Raw genomic sequence first — 19,355 nt, 5'->3', positions numbered from 1 at the left:
GGGCACCAGCAACGGCAGACCGCCCGGGACGACCGAGCGACCGGAGGCAGCAAGTGAACGACGAGGAACACGCACGGTCCGAGATGGTGCCGCACCTACGTCTGGACGAGCTGCTCGAAGAACTCCAGGCCCAGATCCGCGTGGTCCGCGGCACCCGAGGACGCCTCCACGGACTACTGCAGGCGATCCTGTCGGTGGGCCGCGAGCTCGATCTCCCCGAGGTGCTGCGCCACATCACCGAGGCCGCGGTGGTCCTGGTCGACGCCGAATACGGCGCACTTGGTGTCATCGGTCCCGAGCAGCGCCTCACCCAGTTCATCACGGTCGGGGTCAGCGAGGCCGAGCAGGCACGGATCGGAGCTCTGCCCGCAGGACACGGGGTACTCGGCGAGCTGATCAGCCATCCGGAACCACTGGGGCTGACAGAGCTGTCGCAGCACCCGGCCTCGCACGGCTTCCCCCCGTACCACCCGCCGATGCACTCCTTCCTAGGTGTGCCCGTCAGCGTCCGGGGAGAAGTGTTCGGCAACCTCTACCTCACCGAGAAACGCGGTGGTGCCCAGTTCGACAGCGAGGATGAAGCCGTACTGGCGACCCTGGCCGTAGCCGCAGGGGTGGCGATCGACAACGCCCGCCTGTACGCGGAGGCACAGGTCAGGGAACGCTGGATGGCGGCCGGCGCCGAGCTCACCCGGGGCCTGCTCTCCGGAGCTCCGGAGACGAAGGTGCTGGAGCTGATGCTGAACCGGGCCCAGGAAATCACCTCGGCCGATCTCGGCATGGTCGACCTGGTCACCGCCGGAACGCAAGAACTGCGCGGCGTCCTCGCGCTCGGGGAAGGTGCCGCGCTTCATCGTGGTGTGAGACTGTCGCGCGAGGGGACTCTGAGCGGGGCGGCCCTGGCCGCGGGGCAATTGATCGTCACGTCGGATGTCGGTAACGACCCGCGGATCACCTACTGCCCCGAACGCTGGACGGGACTGGGGCCCGCGGTCGCCGTTCCCATGAGCACCAGTGACGGAGATCGCGGAGTGCTCGTACTCGCGCGCACCGCCGGGTGCCCGCCCTTCACCCAGGCGGAGATCGCGCCCCTGCCCGGCTTCGCCGGCCAGGCTGCCCTCGCGCTGGAACTCGCCGACAAGCGCAGAGCCGCCGAGCAGGTGAGCCTCCTGGAGGACCGCGACCGCATCGCGCGCGACCTCCACGACCTAGCCATCCAAAGGCTGTTCGCGACGGGAATGACGCTGCAGAGCGCGCATCGCTTCGTCGCGCACCCAGAAGGGACGGAGCGGATTGACCGGGCGGTCGACGACCTCGACACCACCATCAAGATCATCCGATCCACGATCTTCGGTCTGCGGGCCCACGACAGCACCGTGATCGGCCACGGCCTGCGGGCCCGTGCGTCCAAGACCGCCGAGGAAGCCGTTCTCACGCTGGGGTTCACTCCCTCTCTGCTCATGGAAGGACTGCTCGACACCCATGTCCCGCACACCATGGCGGACGACGTCGTGGCGGTGCTGAGTGAAGCACTGTCGAACATCGCCCGCCACGCGCACGCCTCGTCCGCGGAGATCGCACTCGTGGTCCGCAAGGAGCGGCTCACTCTGACCGTCAGCGACAACGGTGTCGGAATCGGCGAAGGTGGACACCGCAGCGGGCTGCGCAATCTCAGCGAGCGCGCGCGGAACCTGGCCGGTGAACTCACCCTGGCCGCACCGCGCGAGAGCGGCACCGTTCTGTGCTGGGGCGTGCCGCTTCCCGGCCGGCGCTAGCGCGACCCTCCCGGATCACTGTCGTGCGGCAGCGGTGCGAGCCGGACCGCCAGGACCGCCGCCTGGACGCGGCTCTCGACCCCGAGTTTCGCGAGAAGCCGCGAGATGTGGTTCTTCACGGTCTTCTCCGACGGATAGATGCGCTTGCCGATCTGCCGATTGGTGAGGCCCTCATCGATCAGATCCAGGATCTCGCGTTCACGCACGGTCAAAGCGTCCAACTGGCCTGTATCTGAAGCCGGTTGCCCGGAGGGTGCGCGCAAGCCGCTCATCAGCCGTCCGGTGGTCGCAGGGTCCAGCATCGACCGCCCCGACGCCGCCGTCCGTACCGCCGTGACCAGATTGGAGCCCTTGATCTGTCTCAGGACGTAGCAGGCCGCGCCGGCCATGATCGCGTCCAGCAGAGCGTCGTCATCGTCGAACGACGTCAGCATCAGGCAGGCCAACTCCGGCATCCGGTCCCTCAGTTCACGGCGGACGGTGATGCCGTCACCATCCGGGAGGCGAATGTCCAGGATCGCGACATCCGGACGCAGTGCCGGGCCGCGGACCAACGCCTGGACGCTGGCACACGCCGCGCCGACCACCGTGATGTCCGGTTCCAGATCGAGCAGGTCGTGCACCCCGCGTCATACGACCTCGTGATCGTCGAGCAGAAAGACCCGGATCGGTGACTCCGGTGTGAAAACACGTTCCTGGCTCACATCGCCCTCCGGGCTTCGCTTGTCCCCGTCTATCGGGCCGGGCCCCCTACGGCGCCCGCCGCTCCCAGCGCAGGGGCGCCGCAGTGCCGTTGCGGAACCGCACAGGGAGGGAACAGCCATCGCCATCCCACAAGTTGACCTGGCCCCCGTGTCAAGGTGCTCTGCGGGGAAGCCCACTGAGGGTGCCGGTCATGCCTGACATGGACCGTTCCCCTCCTCACGTACTGACGTCTCAGGCCCGATGAGCCCATTGAGGCTCGACATCGGCCCAGGCCCGGTCCCACTCGATCAACCGCCGGCGAAAGCCGATACGTCCGACAGCCAGCCGGACACCAAGCACCGAGATGATGACGCCCACGAACATGGCCGCACCCGCGAGCGCGGACCGTGCCACGACGGAACCGGGATCAAGCGGTGCGGCTGTGACTCGATTGTGCCGATCGACCCAGATCGTGGTTACCGTCCCGCGGAGGCTGTCGGCCGTCACTGTGGCGATCCCGGTCTTCTTGTGGCCTCGGACGCTCCAGCGGACAACGGCCTTGCCTTTCGTCCCGACCACTCCGCGCTCCGTGTACAGGTTCTCCCTCGGAGCACTCCCGATCAGCGTCACCTGCACCGGGGTCCAGGAACTTCGTTGCTGCTCAGCCCTGTCCTGCTCATGGTGGTAGGTGGCCTCTACCGCCACTACGCAGGCGAGCGGCGCGGCCAGCAGGAGAAACACTCCCAGCAGGAGCCGGGTCCACGCCTCGACGATGTCCGGGGTCCTGCGCAGCGGATTGCTCCGCCACCGCCACATGACCGCTCCGGCGCCCGTCATCGCACCTGCGCCTCCGCGGCAGTCTCCTGCACGATACCGGTGGCCCACGAGGAGATCCGGTCGAAGTCCCGGAAGTCCCCGCCGCGCCCGGACTCGACGATCATCCGTGCCATGCGACCTCGGGCCCCGGCTTCGAGCCGGCCGCCGAACGTCACGTGCTGCCGGGCATCGAGGCGCACCGACGCGCGCCGGGCGCCCCGCACCGGCGGGATGTCCCGCTCGTCGGCCGACGTGTCGAGCGGACCGCTGCTGAACAGCCACACCGCCCGGTCCAGCAGCGCGGCATGGTGCCGGCGCGCGAACCGCACCGCGTCCCCGTGCCAGCGGCCCGCGTACAGCGCACCGCCGAGAACCACCACGTCGTAGGGGCTCACGTCCCCGACCTCGGAGGCGGGGTACACCTCGGCCTCGATGCCGTGCGTGCGCAAGGCGTCCGCGACGGCCTCGGCTATCCCCTGTGTCGTCGCCTGGCTGCCAGGGCAGTTGAGGTCATGGCCGACCTCGCCCGCGAATCCACCCGGCTCCGTCCAGGACGGACCGCACCCCGCGCCGCCAAACGCTCCGGCACCGGCTACCGCACCTTGCGCCCCGACGAGCCCGCCACCAGCCGCGTCCAGTACACGATCACACTCGCCCACTTCCCCCGAAAGCAACAGCCTCAAGACCTCTCAACGGCCCCACAGGAAGCGACGTTGGGCTGGCGGGAGCAACGGCTCCACCAGCGCCCACTACCCTTCTTTCCGGTCAGACGGATACTCACCTCGATCGTGCCCCACAAACGGCTCAACGACCGCAGCCACACCAGGAAACCCCAGATCTCAAACACGGCCTCAGGTGATTGCATCGATGTCCACAGGAGTGGACGTGGCGGTCGGCGGAGGGGTGAGGACCACCATTGGCTGACCGAGGGTCGGAGGCGGTGGGGTCAGATCGGACGACGGCAGATCAGGCGGAGTGGTCTGCCGCAAGAGGGTCTGGTCGAAGTTGACCAGACCCGTCCTTTCCATAACCGTAGTGTGATCCAGTACGGTGTCGTTGGCCTGATCGGCCAAAACCCGAACGAGCGTATTCTTCGTGGTGGACCGGATTTTCGCCACCGTGTTGAAGATCGACCCGTGTGTCATTCGCAGGATGTTGGCAAAGTCCGAATCGAACTGTTCACGAGTGTCTGCCGTCAGTGCGGAAACAAAGCCCTGCTGCTGAGGGCTCGCGACATTGGGCAGCATAATATTCAACAGCGGTGCTATCTTGCGGCAGGTGGCGTCCAGCGCGGAATGCCCGTCGATGAGGTGCCGACTCGCAGTGACAACGGCCTCCGTATTGCCTTTCTGCAACCCGAGCTGGCCAACGGGATATTCCCACAGCCCGGCCGCACGGACCTTCACAACAAAGTCCCGGTCCGACTCGGTCAAAGGCCCCCACTGCGTCACGGCAATCACGCTGTCGTGCGAGGCGGGGATACCACTGGCGCCCGACGAGCCTGGGTAGATGAGAGCCGCGGCCGCAAGACTCACTGCGCCCCCGACAACGAAGGCTCCCGTCATATTCCACGAGAAACGCACTGTACCTCCAGCAGGTCGTCGATCCGTCCAAGACGGGTGCAACCAGCGATACGCACACAGCACGCTGATGACTCGACGACTCGAAGAAAAACGACAGACCCCACGAGGGTGGTACGTAACGTGATGTCCGTTTCTGGCCGAGTTGGGCGCAAGGACGCCGGTGGAGGTTCTGTCGGCTATTGCGTCCTGCGAAGTTGCCGGTGTCGGCCTCGGCGAGGATCCCGATTTTGACCAGGCGTTTCAGCTAGGGCCTGTCCGATGGGTCGTGTGAGCTGACGAGGGACGTGGCCTACTGTTCCCTGAACGGAAGGGGGCAGCATGACGCGCGAGACAGCCGAAGCGGAGGCGGGGATGAAGGGGATCACGTTTCCCGCCTGGCACGGAAAGTACTACGTGACCCTGGCTGAGCTATTGGTTCGCCTCGGCAGCGTCGGCCTGGACCTGACGTGGCGCGTCAAGTTTGACGAGATCGTCGATCCTCGCTGTGTCGAGATGGCGAGCAGGTCCGCCGACGCAGGGATGGACACGTTGACGCTGTTGTCGTTGACGACCCCCTTCCTACAGTTGATCGATGCTGAAGCACGTGGGTTCGCTGGAGACGAGCTGGTGCTCGTCCTGACCGAATTCGACAGCTCCTTGTGGGAGGTCAGGGCTGTCGACGAGCGCGTGCTCAGCGAACTTCGCCGGCACTACCCGGGTACCAAGGACCTCTGAATGGTGCGCTTCACTGCGGACGGAGCCACAGGCGGATCGCGGCCACGGCGACCGTTCCGTGGAAGACGTAGGCACGCTTGTCGAAGCGCATGGCGATGGCGCGGAAGTTCTTGAGCCGGTTGATGGTCCGCTCGACTTCGTTGCGGCGGCGGTAGATCGTCTTGTCGAATCCTGTGGGTCGGCCGCCTTGACTGCCGCGGCGCCGGCGGTTGGCCCGCTGATCTCTCGGCTCGGGAATCGTATGTTTGATCTGGCGTCTGCGCAGGTGACGCCGATTGCGGCGTGACGAATAAGCCTTGTCTCCTCCGACGTGGTCGGGCCGGGTGCGCGGTCGTCCACCAGCCTGTCGGGGCACGCGGATCTCTTCCAGGACGGGAATCATCTGCGGTGCGTCCCCCCACTGGCCGGGCGTGATGAGAAACCCGAGTGGGCGGCGCCCACCTTCTCCGGCGAGGTGGATCTTGCTTGTGAGCCCGCCTCGCGAGCGTCCCAGGGCCTCATCGGAGCGATGACGTGCCGGGCTCCTGCGCCGGCCCGGGATCTTTGGGGCACGAGTGGAGGCGCCGGCTGCGTGCTGGTGAGCGCGGCAGGTCGTGGAATCGACGCTGACCATGCTCCAGTCGATCCGGCCCTCGGCACCGGCGTCGGCCTGGATGGCCCGCAGGATTCTCTCCCACGTGCCGTCCGCTGACCACCTTCTATGACGGTCGTGGACCGTCTTCCAGCTACCGAAGCAGGAAGGCAGGTCCCGCCAGGGGAGACCGGTTCGCTGCCGAAACAGAATCCCGTTGATCACACGACGGTGGCATTGCCAGCGTCCACCCCGCCCGTGATTCGTCGGCAAGTGCGGCTCCAGCCGAGCCCACTCCTCATCCGAAAGATCTCCCCGCCCCATGTCACACGGAACGAGCTCCCAGCAGGAGCGTCACACGACCCATCGGACAGCCCCTAGGCGGGTCCAGCAGAGCTGCGATGTCGCTCGCCGGCCGCGCGTGTGTCGTTGCGGCCGCCGGACAGCGGCAAGGCCTCCCCCGCTCCGCTTGAGGCGGGCCCAACCCTCGTCGGCGATACTGGGTCCATGGATTACGTCGGCTGGGTGCCCGCCCCGCCGCTTGACCGGTTCATCGACGACATCTATTGCCTGACCGGGGTGCCGGGCCATCGCCGGATAAGCGTCTCGCCGATGCCGTCGGCGCACCTGTACATCAATCTGGGCGAGCCCGCACGCCTGTGGGAGTCCGAACCGTCGGCGCCTCCGGCAGCGTTGGCGGATGGTTGGTTCATGGGTCTGTGGACCAAGCGTTTCGTCCTTGAGTACCCCAAGCGGGTACACCTCGTCGGGGTCCACTTCAAGCCTTGGGGATTGTCACTGTTCACCGGTGTGCCGGCGAACGAGCTGCGGGACCGATGGGTGCCGGTCGACGCCCTCTGGCATCGGTCCGTGGACCGGATTCGCGACCAGGTCGGCGACGCCGCGTCGGCCACCGCAACACTGCGGGTCCTGGAAAGAGAGCTTCGATCGCGGCTCGTCGAGACGCCGGCGCGCGGTCTCGACCTGGTCCAGCACACAGGCAGGTGGCTGGAAGCCTCGCACGGCGCGATCCCGGTCGCTGCGCTGAGCGATGCCGCCGGGGTGAGCAACAATCACCTGGCGGCGCAGTTCAAGGCTCATGTCGGGGTCACTCCGAAACGGGTTGCCCGGATCTACCGCTTCGCGCGGCTGATCGAGTCCGTGGACTCCCTGCGTCCGGTCGACTGGTCGGAGCTCGCGCTCACGGCGGGCTATTTCGACCAGGCCCACTTCAGCAAGGAGTTCAAGGACTTCACCGGCCGCACTCCCACGGAGTACCTGGCGCTGCGGCGCCGGTTCACTGCCGAGCAGGGGTTCTCGCAGCCTGGTGGCCCGATGCCCGTTGAGTGATTTTTTACAAGCGCGGCTGTCCCTGGGCTGAAAATATCGGACGCGTCCGCTCAAAGTGACGTCGTAGGGGGACCCTCATGGGCGCAGTGATCATGCACAACGTGGTGTCGGTGGACGGCTTCATTGCCGACAAGAACGACGGAGTCGGTCCGCTCCACGACTGGTACTTCAACGGGGACACCAAGCTTACGGAAACCGGAGCCGGGGACGGGGATTACGACCACTCCGAGGGGGGAGACGGCTTCAAGCTCTCGCGTGCATCGGCGGCATACGTCCAGCCGGTGTGGGACTCGATCGGCGTGATCGTGATGGGCCGCACCTTTTTCGACCTGATGAACGGCTGGGAGGGCCGGCCGCCCGCGGGGGACCACGTGGTCGTGGTTTCCCACCGGCCTAAGCCCGAGGGCTGGCACCCTGAGGCTCCGTATCACTTCGTCGATGGCGTGAAGGCCGCGATCGAGAAGGCCCAGGACCTCGCCGGTGACCGGGTTGTCGCCGTGAGCGCCGGCGAAGTAGGCGGCCAGATCCTCGCGGCCGGTCTCGTGGACGAGGTCGCGATGGACGTGGCACCGGTGGTGTTTGGATCGGGCAAGCGCTTCTTCGGTAGCTTTGACGGGCAGCAGCTGCTGGAGGATCCCCACGTGGTCGTGCAGGGCTACCGGGTACTGCACCTGAAGTTCAAGGTGCGCCGCTAGTAAAGCTCATCTGGGCCCGAATGCCGGTGCCCGGCCCGCAGCACGTGGCGTCACACCAGACGACCGCGTCGGCGCCGTCGTCCAGCACCGCGCCGGCGGATCAGGAATACGGCTTCTCAGCTCAGACTCTCCGCACCACAGCAGGATTCACCATCGCCTAATCTGCCCAAGATCACCAAGAGAGCACGGCCTTGAAGCCAAGTGATGTCATGCAGCGCGTTCACGGCCGGCATCCGGCCGGAGGCGGGACGCCAGTCGGTGCATCCCACGGCGCGCGTGACTCTTGACGGTCCCCAGGGGCCAACCAGTGAGTTCGGCGATCTGAGTTTGGGTGAGATCGTCGTAGAAGGCCAGGTTCAGCACCTCACGTTGATGCTTGGGAAGCCGGGACAACTCGTCGGCCAGCAGAACGCGGTCGAGCACGGCCTCCGGTCGTACGGCCTCGTCGGTCGCCGTCAGCAGCAGCTGAGCGGCCGCGGCGTCGACCAGTTCGGTTCGCCGTGTGCGGGCGGCGAGGGCGTCGGCGACTTTTCGGCGGGTGATACCCAGGAGCCAGCCAGGAAGAGTGCCGCGCTCGGGCGCGAATCCGGCTCGCCCCCGCCAGGCGGCGAAGAACACCAGTTGTGTGATGTCCTCGGCCTCCCTCGCGTCTCCCGTCGAGCGTCTGGCATGGGAGTACACGACAGGACCCCATCGACGGTGCAGAGCTTCGAGGCTGGCCTCGTCGCCGTTCAGGAACCCCTCCACCAGGGCACCTTCGTCGATCGCCGCGTTGACTTGCACTGCGGTAGTCATGGCCTGCTCCTCGCTGGACCTGATGGTCGCCGCCGAGAGCGGCTACGTCTCCTCTACGGTGCGGATTCGATGCAAGATGAACAACTCGCATCGTCTTTGCATCGAAATGACTGAAGTAGCTACGCGGCCGACGGAACTCTTGGGTGCCGCGGGCAGGAATGATGATCGGCGTGCCGGGCAGCACGGAGTACGGGTGCGGAGTCGAAGGGAAACGCCTGCCCAGGAGTCCACACGCTCGGGCTCCCGCTATCCGTGTGCGGTGGCAGCCTGCCCGGCCGCTGCATGGGGTCACGGCTCGCGCGATCGCGCCACGCGTGGAACGCGCAGGTGGGATGGCTCTGGGCGGGGGCTCGTCGCCGTACACCACGTGTGGTGATTCCGCCCAGGTGTCTGCGACGCGCCCCTCAGTGGCTGCGCAAAGCGATGTATTCGTCGGCCAGTTCGTCCGCCATACGCGTGACGGAGAATCGTTCGGCGACCAGCTTCCTGCCCGCAGCTGCGTAACGGCGCCTGTCGTCGACGGATGTGGCCGCGACTCGCCGCAGGCCTCGCATCAGTCCTGCCTGGTCGGAAGTGTCGATCAGGATTCCGTTGACCTGATCACGGAGGTAATGGGCAACGCCGCCTCGCCGGGGCCCTGCGACGGGAAGGCCCGCGTCCATCGCCTCCAGTACGGCGAGCCCGAACTCCTCCTTAACGCTGGGGCACACGTACCAGGAGCACGCATCCGGCTTCCGTTGGGCAAGAGCACGCTGGAGGCGGCGTACCTCGGTGTTGGGCACAGCGGGCAGCAGCGCCAGGCGTCCACTCGCCTGAGGGCTTTCGGCCAGCAGCAGGTCGATGCGGTGGCGGACCTCCTCCTCGGCGGCCGTGCCCGCGCCGGGGCTACCGCCGACCAGAACCAGGGTGGTGGTGCGGTATCCCCCTGTCGCAACCCAGGCCCGGACCAGGCGATCCTGCTGCTTGACCGGGTGGAGTCGGCCCACAGACAGCAGGAGGGGCAGTCCGCGGTCCAGGGGGTCCAGGGAGTCGGGGCGTGCTCCGTCCCGATAGAGCATGGCCAGCGCCTGGTGCCGGCGTTCCTCCTCGTCGGGCGCGGGCCTGTACGGGGCGATGCCTTCGGGCGGGGCACTCGGTCCGGCTCCCGCATTGAGCCGGGCCAGGCAGGGGAAATGACGGACGAGTTCGCTCGTACCTCCCCGTCCGGGAATGCCGACGACCGCGTCGGCACGGGCCACCAGTCGATCGGCCACGAATACCCGGTGCAGATCGTGCCGGAGTGCCTCCCCCGCCGTCCGGTCGGCCGGGGCGTGCATGGTGTGATGCGCGGCGAAATCACGGTGCGGATCGGGCGTGGCCGTGAAGATCAGCGCGGCCCCCAGGCGCTCGGCGGCCTCGGCGAGTGCCAGGCTGCCGTCGTCGGCGTACCTGACATGCAGGACGTCCAGAGGCCGCGGCATCCCACCGAGCAGGCGGGTCGCCCACCAGGTGAGCGCGGAGCGGTGGCGGTGCATCTCCGGCTGGGCCGGAGGCGTGGGCGCGTCCACGGGAAGCCGCAGGATCCAGTGGCCCGGACGGCGTTGGTGGACGAGCCCGGAGACCACCGTCAAGTCGTCGTGCCCGGCCGCCACCACCGTAATCACGCCGGCGATCCCGTCGGTCTCGGCGAGCCGGTCGCCAAGGTCTCCGAGCAGCACCGCCAGTCCTCCGCTCATCCCCTGCCCCGGAGAGTCCAGTCGCCCCAGCAGCATGGTCTGCGCAACCACCTGCCCAGACGGCCCGTCCTTGTCCGGACCGAGCACGGGCACCGGCGGCGCCAGCAGAAGCCGCTCGTAGGCGTCTGCGGCTCGGCCCGGGTCGGGCAGGTGGGCCGAGCCCCCCGGCATCTGGTGCAGATACCGCCAGGCGGAGTGGCGCACCGCTCGATGGACGCTGTTTCGCGCGAGAACGGCGCCATCGGCCGGCGTAAGGGGATGCAGCCCGGAGGCCACCGCCAGGTCAAGCAGGCAGCCCACCGCCGGTCCGTCCACCGAGTCGGTGAGGAGCGTGCGCAGTACCTCTTCCGCGTACAGGGAGCCATGCCGGCGAACCGTATCCGGCCACAGTTCGGTGAGGGCCGCGATGAGCCTCGGGCTGCCGTCGCGGTGTGCAAGCAGTGCCTCCGGGCTCAGAGGTGTGCCAAGACGGGCCGCACGACGAAGCGCCGCCACAGCCGCGTCTTGGCGGGTGGCCCCGGGAGAGTTCCCGGGCAACAGGGCCCGTGGTCCCCTTCCGTATTCGGCGTCCAACAACCCTGCCAGCTCGTCCGGGGCGGGTGGGGAGCAGCGCCCTCCGGGAGAGGACGCGTGTCCCGTCCTTCCGGAGCCGTCGAAGAACGCGGTACGGGCGGCCACCAGGGCGTCGTGGTCTCCGTGGCCGGCGTGTACCGGACGTCGAGGGCCCTGGGGCACTGAAGCGGGTGCGAAGCCGGTGCCGGCCATGGGCTCTCCTGTCTCGGGGACGGCTCTGACCCATGTGGTTCCGGAAGTGTCGGCCCTCTGGATGCGCCTCTCCACGGTGATCATCGCCACACGGGCGACCTGGCCGGACGTCGCCTACGATGCGCTCGCCTCGCCGTGACCGGTCGAGGACGGAAGACGTCTGGCCGAAGGGTGCCCATGCCGCGTGTCGTTGTCGTCAGTCCCCCGTTCATGTCCCACGCCCGGCCCTTGTCGGTCCTGGCCGGCGCCCTGGGCCTGTACGGGGTGGACGTGCATTTCGCCTGTGCGCCGCCGTTCGAGCACTTGGCCAGGCAGGCTGGGGTGGGCTTCGTGCCGCTGTCCGTGACGCGCAACGCCAACACCGGGGTGGCCGAGGCGACCGAACAGGACGCTGAGGAGGCGGCCCGCCTGAGGGAGTTCCTCGACTCCACCAGGAAGGGCGCCGTATCCACGCTCCTGACTCAGGCCCGTCACCGCCGCGCGGACATGCTCGCGGACCCGGACGACGTGCTCGACGCGCTGCGCTCGATCGACCGGGAGCTGCGTCCCGACTGGTACGTGGTGGACCAGCTCAGCTACCCGGTCACCCTGGCACTGCACTGCCTGGGTCTGCCTTACGCAAGTTTCTGCCCCGGGCATCCCAGCTACGTGCTCACCGGCCCCGATGCCTACTTCGGTGTCCCGTACGCCTGGCCCAGCGCACTGCGCCCAGGCTCCCGACATCTGCGGGAGCTGCGTACCGCGGCGCGGCGGAACGACGAGGCCTTCACCGCACTCTTCGCAACTTTCGCCCGGCGCCACGCACCCTCCCGGCCGGCCCCGGGCAGGGCCTTCGCCCTCAGCTCTCCGCACGCGGTCGTCTACGCGTACCCGCCCTTCCCATGGCTGCCGACACCTCCGCCAGGGCCGATCCGCCTGTTCGCCGGGCACATGGCCGCCGACCCGGACCCCCTCGACGCTCAATGGGCCGCACATCTTCGTGACCTGCGCACCAACGGTGGGCGGCTCGTCCTCGTCGCGCTCGGCACGTTCCTGTCTGCACGTGACGATGTCCTGCGCACCATCGTCACCGGACTGTTGGAAGGAGTGCCGGACATGTCTGTCGTAGTCGCGGCGGGCGAACGGACCGCGGCACTGGCCGATCTTTCGGGTGACAAGGTCGTCTTGGCACGTTCGGTACCACAGCGTGCGCTGCTCGACCATGTGGACGCCATGGTGCACCACGGCGGCAGCAACTCCTTCACCGAGTGCCTGCGGGCGGGCGTACCCGCGGTGGTGCTGCCTTTCTCCAGCGACCAGTTCTCCGTGGCGCGGGACGCGGAGCGTTCGGGCGCCGGTGTGGTGCTCGACCCGAACACCCTGTCGCCGGCCTCTGTTTCCGCCGCTCTGGAAACAGCGTGGACCACACTCGAACCACACGTCTCCAGGCTGGCCGCATCGGTTCGACGGCGCGGTCCCCGATGGGCAGCCGGTCAACTGCTGGCAGCCATGGGCCGGCAGACGTAGCGGAGCTGCTCCCGGCGTCGTCCCACCGCCACAGGCTGGGTGGCGGGTCAGGAGAGAGCTGAGCCGGAGCCGACCAGGGGCACGGGTCGTCCGAAGCGCACCGGGACGCCAGAAGCGTACAGAACGCTGACGGGCTCCCCCTGCGGTTTCGACAGGCCCGCAGCCGGGATCAGACTGTCCTCACACCCCAGGAGGGCGCACTCGCGGAAGCACCAGGAGGGGTGCGCGTTGGGGAAGGTAGTAGGTTCGGCCGAGGAACTGCTCGGGCAACCCCCACCGCTGGGTGAGGAACTCCTCCAGCGGCCCGGCCGCCACGGGCCTGTCCCCCACCTCGATCCACACCCGTGCCCCCCGGGCGGCCGCCACCACGCCGCTTCGTGCTGTAGAGCAACCGGCTGTCGCACCACTTGCTGCTGATGCGGAACCACCGACAGGGAAGGCCGAAAGCCCCTTGCGCCGTCAGCACCGGCAATAGACGGTCGCAGTCGAGAGACCGGGACACTACACCGCGCCGACCCGCGGCATCACGGCTGTACAGGCGAACGTTGACCTCACGGAAGCTCCCCAGATAGGGCAGCGCCGCCGTCCGGCCGAACTCGAGGTTGTCCATGCGGAAGGAGACCAGGCCTACATACGTCCGCCCTTGGTGAACGTCGGGCACGGTGCCCGCCGGCAGCAGCCGGGCCACCTCGAACGGATCGGCAGCCCAGTGCAGGAACACCAGGTCCCGCCAGCTCTGCCGGAAAAGCACGCGTCGCACCGGACGGGGAGCCAGCCGTGTCAGCGCTTCCACGGGCCAGGGCCGGTGGGCCGAAGCGCCGGGGCCGGGTCGTCTTCGATCCATGCCTGCCATGCCTGCCATGCCTGCCCTACCGCACCACTTCGAGCGCCGCACCGGCGCCCGGCCGAATCACTCTCGCCACCAAGACATCGCCCCGCGGCCTCCTCGGCGGGAAGTCTCCAGGGCAGCGGCGGTGCTTCACCACGACGGCGCGTGGGGCGAGACCGGTGTTCACGTAGACCAGGCTGATCTCCGGCACCGCGACGCGCCTGCGACTCTGCGAGGGGCGGAGCGCCGTAAGCCAGCTGGCCCACGTCGCTTGAACGGCAGCGCAGTCACCAGGGCGCGCGGGTACCGTCTCGGCCACGACCCCGGTGACGACGGCGAGGATGCCGCCTTCGGAGACCTGGTCCCAAGCGGTATGCAGAAGCGGCATGGGGGCGAGTGCGTTGAGGGCCGTCACGTGCTCGGCCACGGCGTCGTCGACCTCCCCGGCCGCTCCGAAGGCCGCGACACCTGTGCGCACGACGACACCGTCCAGTCCGCCCCGCTCCGCCAGCGCGCAGCCGACGGTTTTCGCACAAGCCTCGAGGCCCCAGGCGTCGAAGATGCGGGCGGGAGCGTCAGCGCAGGCCACCGAGACATCGGCCGGAACGTCGCTGTCGTGGCCGGCAAGTGCAGTACGGGCGCCCCGCGTGTGCAGCCGGACGGCCAGCGTTCGACCAACCTCTGCGGTGGCGCCGAAGACGAGGCCCCCCGCTCCCCGTAGGTCCATACCTAACCTCCCCAAATCCACTGCCGACCTGCTGCTACGCGACTGCTTCGGCGGTTGGCCATCCGTCGGATGCAGCCTGCGGGGCACATGCGAGTCAGATCAGTGCGGCGCCTCGCACCAACCGGTGGAGGCGGGAGGACAGGAACCCGCCTCCCACGGGTGCCCGGCGAGACCAGGTCCGGCTCCGCCCCATCGGCAAGGTCCGACGACCGGTCCGGCTCAAGGGGGCAAATTCTGAACGATCGCGCACTGATGCATCCGTCGACTGCAGCAGCGCAGAACGGAAGATGCCGCGACCATGGTGTGTTCCTGCGATGGGATGTCGAAAGCGGAGGCAGTTGTGATTGAAGTCGAGCGTGTCATGGCACTGGACCATCCGTTGCGCGAGGTGGCGGGCTTCCTCGCGGACTTCTCGAACGCCGAGTTGTGGGATCCGGGCACCATCACCTGCAACCGGGTCGACACGGGAGTTCTGTCGGTGGGATCCGAGTGGTACAACGTCTCGGAGTTCCGGGGCCGTCGTACCGAACTGCTTTACCGACTGACCCGCTTCGACGCAGATCACCTGACCTTCGTGGGACGCAACAAGACCGCCACCTCGACCGATGACATGCGTTTCGAGGAGCACGACGGCCGGACACGGCTGACCTACCGGGCGCGCGTCGAATTCAACGGACTGGCCCGGCTGGCCACTCCGCTGCTCAAGCGGGAGTTCGACCGGCTCGGGGACGAGGTGTCTGAGCGGCTGCCCCAAACGGTTGACCGTGCTCTGCGCGTTCCGCCCTCGGGCGGAGGTCACCCCCAGTGACCGACGACCTGAACGTGACCGAGCCGGATGCGGTACTGCCGCCGGAGGCCGGAGTGAGCACCGGTTCCCTCGCCAGACAGGTGGGCGTGTCGCCCACCACGCTTCGGTCCTGGGACCGCCGCTATGGCCTCGGCCCCGCTACCAGGGCGGAGGGACGCCACCGCAGGTGGACGTCCGCCGATGTCGCCATGGTCCTTGAGATGTGCCGTCTGACGGCCGCCGGCATCCCGCCGGGCGAGGCAGCGAAGGTGGCCAAGAACCGCAGTGAAGGACACGACGTGAGGAACGGACTCGCCCCCTCTGTCGGGACCCCGGGTGGTGTCATCACTCCGTCGAAGTCCGGCTCTACGTCCCCGTACGCCTCGCGGTCCGGCAGCGGCCTGCCGTTGGGGAACGTGCGCCAGGAGTGCAAGGGCCTCGCCCGCGCGGCCGTGCGGCTGGACGGCGCCGCCGTGCAGGAACAGCTCACCGCGGCGGTGCGTAGCCACGGACTGGTCGTGACGTGGGAGGAGATCCTGGCTCCGGCCCTGCAGGCCGTAGGGCGCAAGTGGCAGTCGGCGGGCGAGCGCTACGTGGAGGTGGAGCACCTGCTGTCCTGGCACATCTCCGCGACCCTCCGTCACCTCTACGTGAGTGCCGTTGCCGCGCAGAAATCGTCGCGCTCGGCGCCCGTGATTCTGGCCTGCCTGCCCGGCGAGCAGCACACGCTGCCGCTGGAAGCACTCACCGCCGTTCTCGCGGAGCGGGATGTCGCCACGCTGATGCTCGGTGGCGATGTCCCAGCCGAAGCCCTGGTGGCCGCGGTGCAGCGGGTCGGTCCGAGTGCCGTGGTCCTTTGGTCGCAGTCCACGTCGACGGCGAGCGTCCCGCTCGCCCACCATGTCGCCGCCACCCGATGGGGCGTCCGCGGTGCGCGCGCACAGAGCCGGGTACTGCTCACGGGCCCCGGCTGGCGGCGGGCGCAGCACTCCGGGCTGCTGCGCCCCCAGGGTCTGCACGAAGCCCTCCTCATGCTCGCCGGCGAACGACTCGCGACGTCGCCCATCCCCTGAATCGCCGTCGCCCGGGTCTGCTGCCGGGCTGCGCGGTGCCGACGCCACGATCCGAATCCACCGGTTCGTCGTCCCCGCCCAACGCGGCGCGGAAGGGCGGCGACGACGAACCAGCCGGGTCCCTCACGTCATCAACCCTCGCGCTGCGCATTCGTCGCGGGAAGCACCCGCCCCTCAATCGCGCCGCCAGCGGGCAGCGCCGGCACCTCCTCCTGGCCCCGGCGGCGGAGCGCGAGGGATTCGCGGGCGGCCTCGCGAGGGTGGCGACGGCGCCAGTACGGGTTGTCGTGCGGCAGCTTGCTCGATACACGCCCGTACATGCCGAAGGTCAGAATGATCAGCCCCATGACGAAGCTGAACAAGACGTTGGTCATCCCGAAGTCCAGGATGTTGGCCGACCGGTCCAGGATGAAGATGTGGACGAACCCGCTCAGGAGAAAGAGCGTTCCGACCACCATGTTGAGTGTCGAGGCAAGGTTTCCGCCGACAACGCCACCGGCGATGAGCGCCAGCCCCACGACGACGGAGATCACACTCAGCAGTCCGTTGGTCGACATGCCGGCAATGTGGCGTCCGTGGGTGTTGAACGGGCTCAGCTCATCGGCGAATCCGAGGACGCCGAAGACAAGCAGGGTGAGTCCGCACAGTGCGGCACCGTATCGGTAGACCGTGGCCAGTTGATGGTCCACAGGCAGTTCGTCGCTCAGTTTCATGGCCAATCCTTTCCGGTGCACGAATGCTTCGCGGTTTTCCGTGGAGCAGCCTCCGAGCCGACCACTCAAAGGCGTATTCGTGCCAAAACGGCCATACGGTTGCATTCCTTCGGAATTTCCACCGAACAGCGCACCAGTCGCACAGCAGCTGCCCGACCCGGTTCGCGTTTGTGGCGTTGCGCTGGTGCAGCAGACAGCGACTGGGTACGAGCGTGAAGGCCGTGCCGCCGTCGACGCAGTGCCGCCACACGCGGCCGAGCACCGACTCCACGGTGTCGAGACAGGCGGAGACGTGAATCTTCCACCCCTCGGCGGGAAGGTCTCCATCGATCGGGCGCAGAGCGAGCCAGTCCCCGCTCTCGTTGCGCTGCCTTCCTTCGGGTGCGGGTAAGGAGGCCGCTGCATACCAGTCGCAGTACGCCGCGTAGCCCTTGTTCACGCTGTCTCCCTTCCACCGGTTGCTGACGGGAACGGCGCTGTCACGCGGGCCACCGCCCCGCACAGTCACCACGGTCATCACTCCGGTGTGTGGAACGCACGAGTGGCTTCGCGCGACGGGATGCAGCGGGCGGGGGAATTCCGCCGACGGGGGCTCACGGCCAGACGGTGCGGGTGTCATGGGCCGCATCAGGTTCGGAATCAGGAGGCTGTGCGACATGGCGCCCTCGTGATGGCAGGTCATGCCCTTCACTCGGCGGACCAGCCACGCCAGCAGAGCGCCCAGGTCGGCGGCGGCCGAGGTGACCCGGTCGACCAGCTCGGGGGTGTGCGACCCCTGCTCTCAGCCGAGGCGGGGGGCCGCGCCACTAGAGGGCCGAGACGGCAGCCCCCGCCCCTCGCCCGCGACAAGCGAATCGACGGTAGTCGTGTGAACCGGCTGCCGGCCTCAGGCCCTCGAAGGCGGGTGCATCCGCCGCACGACGCGGGGCGGAAGTAGAGACGTATGGACGTACGTGGACGTGATCACGGTGCCCTGCCCTGCCAGGCGCACCGGACGGGAGCCTGAAGTGACCGGTGAACGGGCATCTCAGCGGTGGGACGTGGTCGTGGTGGGGGGCGGCCTGGCCGGTCTGGCCTGTGCGCGCGATCTGTGTGCGCGAGGGCTACGGGTACGGCTGCTGGAGGCTGGGGACCGTGTCGGCGGCCGGATGCGCAGCGACCGGGTGGAGGGCTGCGTGGTGGACCGGGGGTTCCAGGTGTTCAACACCGCCTATCCGCAGGTGCGTGCCCGACTGCCGCTGCGAGAACTGCGGCTGCGGCCGTTCACACCCGGGCTGCTGGCGCACGACGACGGCCGGCGACTGCGGTTCGCCGACCCGACGCGCGCACCGCGGCAGGCACTGCGCGGCGCGGCCGGCGGGCTGGCCGGGCCCCGCGATCTGGCGGCCCTGGCCGCGCTGACCGGCTTCGACGCACTGGCCCCAGCAGCTCTGGTTCGGCGGCCACACGACACGTCCACGCGGCGGGCGCTGGCGACGGCAGGCTTCAGCGAGGGGTTCGTGGAACGGTTCTTCCGTCCGTTCCTGTCGGGCGTGTTCCTGGAGGAGGACCTGGCGACCTCCAGCCGGTTCTTCCACCTGGTGTGGCGGAGCATGGCGCGCGGCACGATCTGTCTCCCCGCGGCGGGTGTGGGCGCCGTACCCGAGTCGCTGGCGTCCGCGCTGCCCCCGGGCACGGTCGCTCTGGAATCGCCGGTGACGGCGCTGACCGACGAGGGCGTGCTGGACTCTGACGGGCGATCGGTGCCCGCGCGAGCGGTGGTCGTCGCCACGGACGCAGCCGAGGCGGCCCGGCTCGACCCCGGGTTGACCGTGCCACCGCACTGCACGGTCACCACGTACTACCACCTCGCGTCCCGCTCGCCGCTGCGCGAACCGACCCTCCTTACGGACACGCGACGACGCTTCACCAACAGCGTCGTACTGAGTGAGGTCCACGCCGGCTACGCCCCGCGCGGGTACGCGCTGATCGCCACCTCCGTACTCGGCGACGACGGCGAGGGACGGGAACGGGCGACGCGGACCGCGCTCGCCGAGTGCTACGGGACCGAGACGGCGGGCTGGGACCTGCTCACCGTCCGGACGGTTGCCGGAGCGCTGCCGTCCATGGAACCGGGTCTCCCCCTCAGCCGCCGTACGCGGGTGGCCGCCGGGCGGTACGTCTGCGGTGACCACCGGGCCACCGGTTCGGTGCAGGGTGCGCTCGCTTCGGGGGCGCGCGCCGCCCGGGAGGTGGCCGCCGACCTGAGCTGAACCGG

The 19,355-nt window shown here is 68.5% G+C and carries 19 protein-coding genes and 1 pseudogene; 9 read left to right on the top strand and 11 right to left on the bottom strand.

Annotated elements, in window-relative coordinates; translation table 11 throughout:
- Positions 1 to 83 precede the first annotated feature (83 nt).
- Positions 84 to 1,775, top strand: a complete 1,692-nt coding sequence (locus tag ACFXC1_RS38195; protein WP_381251828.1) for a sensor histidine kinase — start codon at positions 84 to 86, stop codon at positions 1,773 to 1,775.
- Here ACFXC1_RS38195 and ACFXC1_RS38190 read toward each other — a convergent pair.
- The 4 genes and pseudogenes from ACFXC1_RS38190 to ACFXC1_RS38175 form a co-directional block, all read right to left on the bottom strand.
- Positions 1,772 to 2,479: pseudogene (locus tag ACFXC1_RS38190) on the bottom strand (response regulator). The gene ACFXC1_RS38195 and the pseudogene ACFXC1_RS38190 sit on opposite strands and share 4 nt — an antisense overlap.
- A gap of 232 nt (positions 2,480 to 2,711) precedes the next feature.
- Positions 2,712 to 3,296 (bottom strand): Rv1733c family protein, encoded by a 585-nt coding sequence (locus ACFXC1_RS38185; RefSeq protein WP_381251688.1) that lies wholly within the window; start codon positions 3,294 to 3,296, stop codon positions 2,712 to 2,714.
- On the bottom strand, positions 3,293 to 3,748 hold the full coding sequence (locus ACFXC1_RS38180) for a flavodoxin domain-containing protein (RefSeq protein ID WP_381251826.1): 456 nt from the start codon (positions 3,746 to 3,748) through the stop codon (positions 3,293 to 3,295). Before ACFXC1_RS38180 ends, ACFXC1_RS38185 begins: the two co-directional genes overlap by 4 nt.
- 378 nt (positions 3,749 to 4,126) lie before the next feature.
- Positions 4,127 to 4,840 (bottom strand): DUF4142 domain-containing protein, encoded by a 714-nt coding sequence (locus ACFXC1_RS38175; RefSeq protein WP_381251824.1) that lies wholly within the window; start codon positions 4,838 to 4,840, stop codon positions 4,127 to 4,129.
- Between the two features lie 336 nt (positions 4,841 to 5,176).
- Between ACFXC1_RS38175 and ACFXC1_RS38170 the strand changes: the two genes are divergently transcribed.
- The gene (locus tag ACFXC1_RS38170) at positions 5,177 to 5,572 is read left to right on the top strand and encodes a hypothetical protein (RefSeq protein WP_381251686.1); all 396 of its coding nucleotides are present in this window, start codon (positions 5,177 to 5,179) and stop codon (positions 5,570 to 5,572) included.
- Positions 5,573 to 5,582: 10 nt separating this feature from the next.
- Here ACFXC1_RS38170 and ACFXC1_RS38165 read toward each other — a convergent pair whose 3' ends face one another.
- Positions 5,583 to 6,467, bottom strand: a complete 885-nt coding sequence (locus tag ACFXC1_RS38165; RefSeq protein WP_381251684.1) for an IS5 family transposase — start codon at positions 6,465 to 6,467, stop codon at positions 5,583 to 5,585.
- A 183-nt stretch (positions 6,468 to 6,650) separates the two neighbouring features.
- Here ACFXC1_RS38165 and ACFXC1_RS38160 point away from each other — a divergent pair, with 183 nt between their 5' ends.
- The gene (locus ACFXC1_RS38160) at positions 6,651 to 7,493 is read left to right on the top strand and encodes a helix-turn-helix domain-containing protein (protein WP_381251682.1); all 843 of its coding nucleotides are present in this window, start codon (positions 6,651 to 6,653) and stop codon (positions 7,491 to 7,493) included.
- Positions 7,494 to 7,570: 77 nt separating this feature from the next.
- Positions 7,571 to 8,188, top strand: coding sequence for a dihydrofolate reductase family protein (locus ACFXC1_RS38155; protein WP_381251680.1), 618 nt, complete (start codon positions 7,571 to 7,573; stop codon positions 8,186 to 8,188).
- 207 nt (positions 8,189 to 8,395) lie between these two features.
- Here the strand turns inward: ACFXC1_RS38155 and ACFXC1_RS38150 are convergent, their stop codons facing one another.
- Complete coding sequence (locus tag ACFXC1_RS38150) at positions 8,396 to 8,983, bottom strand: RNA polymerase sigma factor (protein ID WP_381251678.1); 588 nt, start codon at positions 8,981 to 8,983, stop codon at positions 8,396 to 8,398.
- A 404-nt stretch (positions 8,984 to 9,387) separates the two neighbouring features.
- Positions 9,388 to 11,193, bottom strand: a complete 1,806-nt coding sequence (locus tag ACFXC1_RS38145) for a glycosyltransferase family 4 protein (protein WP_381251676.1) — start codon at positions 11,191 to 11,193, stop codon at positions 9,388 to 9,390.
- A 268-nt stretch (positions 11,194 to 11,461) separates the two neighbouring features.
- Between ACFXC1_RS38145 and ACFXC1_RS38140 the strand changes: the two genes are divergently transcribed.
- Both ACFXC1_RS38140 and ACFXC1_RS38135 read left to right on the top strand, forming a co-directional pair.
- Positions 11,462 to 11,602, top strand: a complete 141-nt coding sequence (locus ACFXC1_RS38140; protein WP_381251674.1) for a hypothetical protein — start codon at positions 11,462 to 11,464, stop codon at positions 11,600 to 11,602.
- A 38-nt stretch (positions 11,603 to 11,640) separates the two neighbouring features.
- Positions 11,641 to 12,969, top strand: coding sequence for a glycosyltransferase (locus ACFXC1_RS38135; protein WP_381251672.1), 1,329 nt, complete (start codon positions 11,641 to 11,643; stop codon positions 12,967 to 12,969).
- 169 nt (positions 12,970 to 13,138) lie between these two features.
- On the opposite strand, the gene ACFXC1_RS38130 is transcribed toward ACFXC1_RS38135, so the two are convergent.
- Both ACFXC1_RS38130 and ACFXC1_RS38125 read right to left on the bottom strand, forming a co-directional pair.
- Positions 13,139 to 13,813: a DUF2071 domain-containing protein gene (locus ACFXC1_RS38130; RefSeq protein ID WP_463294413.1), complete on the bottom strand. Its 675-nt coding sequence runs from the start codon at positions 13,811 to 13,813 to the stop codon at positions 13,139 to 13,141.
- A gap of 25 nt (positions 13,814 to 13,838) precedes the next feature.
- Positions 13,839 to 14,525 carry an SDR family NAD(P)-dependent oxidoreductase gene (locus tag ACFXC1_RS38125; protein WP_381251670.1) on the bottom strand — a complete coding sequence of 229 codons (687 nt, stop codon included), beginning with the start codon at positions 14,523 to 14,525 and terminating at the stop codon, positions 13,839 to 13,841.
- Between the two features lie 340 nt (positions 14,526 to 14,865).
- Here ACFXC1_RS38125 and ACFXC1_RS38120 point away from each other — a divergent pair, with 340 nt between their 5' ends.
- Together ACFXC1_RS38120 and ACFXC1_RS38115 are read left to right on the top strand one after the other, a co-directional pair.
- Entirely contained in the window at positions 14,866 to 15,333 is a 468-nt protein-coding gene (locus ACFXC1_RS38120; protein ID WP_381251668.1) for an SRPBCC family protein, read from the top strand.
- Positions 15,330 to 16,385, top strand: a complete 1,056-nt coding sequence (locus tag ACFXC1_RS38115) for a MerR family transcriptional regulator (RefSeq protein ID WP_381251666.1) — start codon at positions 15,330 to 15,332, stop codon at positions 16,383 to 16,385. Before ACFXC1_RS38120 ends, ACFXC1_RS38115 begins: the two co-directional genes overlap by 4 nt.
- Positions 16,386 to 16,516: 131 nt before the next feature.
- Here the strand turns inward: ACFXC1_RS38115 and ACFXC1_RS38110 are convergent, their stop codons facing one another.
- Positions 16,517 to 17,098 carry a DUF4383 domain-containing protein gene (locus tag ACFXC1_RS38110; RefSeq protein ID WP_381251664.1) on the bottom strand — a complete coding sequence of 194 codons (582 nt, stop codon included), beginning with the start codon at positions 17,096 to 17,098 and terminating at the stop codon, positions 16,517 to 16,519.
- Complete coding sequence (locus ACFXC1_RS51240; protein WP_463294412.1) at positions 16,983 to 17,615, bottom strand: class III lanthionine synthetase LanKC N-terminal domain-containing protein; 633 nt, start codon at positions 17,613 to 17,615, stop codon at positions 16,983 to 16,985. Before ACFXC1_RS51240 ends, ACFXC1_RS38110 begins: the two co-directional genes overlap by 116 nt.
- A 490-nt stretch (positions 17,616 to 18,105) precedes the next feature.
- Between ACFXC1_RS51240 and ACFXC1_RS38105 the strand changes: the two genes are divergently transcribed.
- The gene (locus tag ACFXC1_RS38105; protein ID WP_381251662.1) at positions 18,106 to 19,350 is read left to right on the top strand and encodes an NAD(P)/FAD-dependent oxidoreductase; all 1,245 of its coding nucleotides are present in this window, start codon (positions 18,106 to 18,108) and stop codon (positions 19,348 to 19,350) included.
- Positions 19,351 to 19,355 lie beyond the last annotated feature (5 nt).

This window comes from Streptomyces hokutonensis (genome assembly GCF_042751305.1).
GTDB lineage: Bacteria > Actinomycetota > Actinomycetes > Streptomycetales > Streptomycetaceae > Streptomyces > Streptomyces hokutonensis_A.
Note: the sequence above shows the minus strand (reverse complement) of the source record. Positions and strands in the feature narration are given on the sequence as shown.